The 2,463-nt window shown below is 72.8% G+C and carries 3 protein-coding genes; all 3 read right to left on the reverse strand.

Going from position 1 to position 2,463, the window contains the following annotated elements; all coding sequences use genetic code 11:
- Positions 1–80 precede the first annotated feature (80 nt).
- A complete protein-coding gene (locus ACFXB5_RS53405) occupies positions 81–947 on the reverse strand; it encodes a fumarylacetoacetate hydrolase family protein (RefSeq protein WP_138915436.1) in 867 nt (288 codons plus the stop codon).
- 192 nt (positions 948–1,139) lie between these two features.
- The gene (locus ACFXB5_RS53410) at positions 1,140–1,799 is read right to left on the reverse strand and encodes a YidC/Oxa1 family membrane protein insertase (RefSeq protein WP_385223287.1); all 660 of its coding nucleotides are present in this window, start codon (positions 1,797–1,799) and stop codon (positions 1,140–1,142) included.
- Between the two features lie 192 nt (positions 1,800–1,991).
- Positions 1,992–2,312, reverse strand: coding sequence for a DUF6412 domain-containing protein (locus tag ACFXB5_RS53415; protein ID WP_385223289.1), 321 nt, complete (start codon positions 2,310–2,312; stop codon positions 1,992–1,994).
- Between the last annotated feature and the right edge of the window lie 151 nt (positions 2,313–2,463).

The following is a 2,463-nucleotide window of genomic DNA, read 5'->3' on the forward strand; positions in this document are numbered from 1 at the left end:
GTTCAAGCGGGGTCCCCCGTTCAAGCGGGGGCATCCGGTCAAGCGGGGGCATCCGGTCAAGCGGGTCATCCGGTCCCGCGTCAGGCGTCCTTGAACTCCTGGCGCTGGCGGCCCAGCCCCTCGATCTCGAGCTCGACGACATCGCCGGCGCGCAGGTACGGCTTGGGCTCGGGGCGGCCCATGGCCACGCCCGCCGGGGTGCCGGTGTTGATGACATCGCCGGGGTAGAGGGTCATGAACTGGCTGAGGTAGCGGACCACCTGGGCCACGCCGAAGATCTGGTCCGCCGTGTTGCCGTTCTGCTGGAGCTCGCCGTTGACCCAGAGGCGCAGGCCCAGGGCCTGCGGGTCGGGGACCTCGTCCGCGGTGACCAGCCAGGGGCCCAGGGGGTTGAACGTCTCGCAGTTCTTGCCCTTGTCCCACTGGCCGCCGCGCTCGATCTGGAAGGCGCGCTCGGAGACGTCGTGGGCCACCGCATAGCCCGCGACCGCGGCGAGGGCGGCCTCGTCGGAGTCGAGGTAGCGGGCGGTACGGCCGATGACGATGGCGAGCTCGACCTCCCAGTCGGTCTTCACGCTGCCGCGCGGGACGAGCACCGTGTCATCGGGGCCGACGACCGTGTCCGGGGCCTTCATGAAGACGATGGGCTCTTCGGGGATGCTCGCGCCGGTCTCGGTGGCGTGGTCGTGGTAGTTCAGCCCGATGCACACGATCTTGCCGATACGGCCGAGCGGCGGGCCGATCCGCACCCCGCCGTCCTCAATCGCGGGCAACGCGTCGTCCCCCTCGGCGGCCGCCGCCGCGCGCACCCGCGCGAGGGCGGCCTCATCGGCGAGGAGGGCGCCGTCGATGTCCGGGACCAGGGCGGACAGATCGCGCAGGGTGCCGTTCTGATCGAGCAGCGCGGGGCGTTCCGCGCCCGCCGGTCCGACTCGCAGCAGTTTCATCCCAAGACTCCCGAGGTCACAGGCCGGTGCGAGGCGCCAACCGGCCGATTGATCCTCCCTTCAGGGGCGTCCAGCCCGCAAGACCTCGTTCACGGACTGGGACATCGGTCTCAAGCGTGACCGCGGTCTCAAGCGTGACATCGGCCTCAAGGGTGACCGCGGCCTCAAGGGTGACCGCGGCCGGTTTCGTCGTCAGCGGTGCAACAGGGCCCGCTCCACCGCCGTCCAGGTCGCGCTGGTCGCCAGGTAGAGCGCCGCCGCCAGCGGGACCACGGCGGCGGTGACGAGGGTGCCGAACGACAGCAGCGGCAGCGCTCGGGCCACTCCGGGCGCCCCGGGGACGGTCGCCTTACGGGCGCGGAGATACGTCCAGGTGGCCACGGCCCCGATCAGCGCGAAGAGCCCGACGTAGACCAGCCCCGGCCCACCGCTGAGCACCCCGCCCCAGTGGGCGCCGAGCGGGGCCCCGGCGAGCGTGTGGTCGAGGAGGTCTCCGGCGCCGCTGCCGGTCGAGAACACGTGGTACATGACGAAGAAGACCGGGAGCTGGGCGAGCGTCGGCAGACACCCCGCCAGCGGTGACGCGCCCTCCTTCGTCTGGAGCTCCGCCATGGCGCGCCGCATCCGCTCGGGGTCGTCCCGGTGCTTGCGGCCCAGCTCGGTGAGCTTGGGCGCGAGCGCGGCCCGCGCCTTCTCGCCGCGCACCGCGGCCCGTGCGAGGGGATGCAGCGCGGCGCGGACGCACAGCGTGAACAGGACGATGGCGGCCGCCGCCGCGGACGCGCCGAAGAGCGGATCGAGGCCGTCCGCCATGGTGGTCAACAGGGAGCCGAGGGAAGAGAAAAGGGACATGGGAGCCCTCCGCGGGTCTCGTCGTGCCGGAATGAGGAAGACATCGGCGTGACGAGCCGCGTGGCGCGGCGGTACGGATCCTGGAGCTTCCGGGGTTCCACCCCGGACCCCGCTCCTCAATCTCCCCCAGCTACCGCTGGGAGGTGCCCCCTGGAGAGGCTGGAGGTACGCCGTACAGCGTTATGCGTGCGCCTACGCGGCCGTCGGCAGGCGACGGCCCGGCGCTCGGGGCCTCGGACGTCCGGCGGCATCGGGATCCCGCTGTGGCAGGAACGCCGTACGGCGCTCCCGGTCCCGTATCGCGGTGCGAATCCGCCCGGCGGGGACGGGTATTCGGCCGCGGGCGGCGAGGATCGCGCACAGGGCCAGCGCGGCGGCGACGGCCGTCGTGGTCGCGACGGTGGCGGCGAGGGCGACGGCGCTGACCACACCGCTCTGCGCCAGCAGAACCCCGGTCAGCAGGAACAGGCAGACGCCCAGATGCGTCCGCAGCGCTTCGAGTCGTCGCGACACCGTCACGCCCCCTCTCCCGGCCGGTCTCCCCTCCTGGCTCCGCCAGTCTAAGCAGATCGGCGGAAGTCGGCTGCGGTCCGGCGTCGCCCTGAAGGGGCGCGGGGCTGTGCCGACGTGCGGCTCCGCCGCGCGGGCGCGACCGGCCACGACG

Source organism: Streptomyces sp. NPDC059455 (genome assembly GCF_042750115.1).
In the GTDB taxonomy this organism is placed as follows: Bacteria; Actinomycetota; Actinomycetes; order Streptomycetales; family Streptomycetaceae; genus Streptomyces; species Streptomyces endocoffeicus.

What these genes read in the sequence shown, in the direction of transcription:
- ACFXB5_RS53405 (WP_138915436.1), bottom strand. Translation starts at nt 947, where the DNA reads ATGAAACTGCTGCGAGTCGGACCGGCGGGCGCGGAACGCCCCGCGCTG.
- ACFXB5_RS53410 (WP_385223287.1), bottom strand. Translation starts at nt 1,799, where the DNA reads ATGTCCCTTTTCTCTTCCCTCGGCTCCCTGTTGACCACCATGGCGGAC.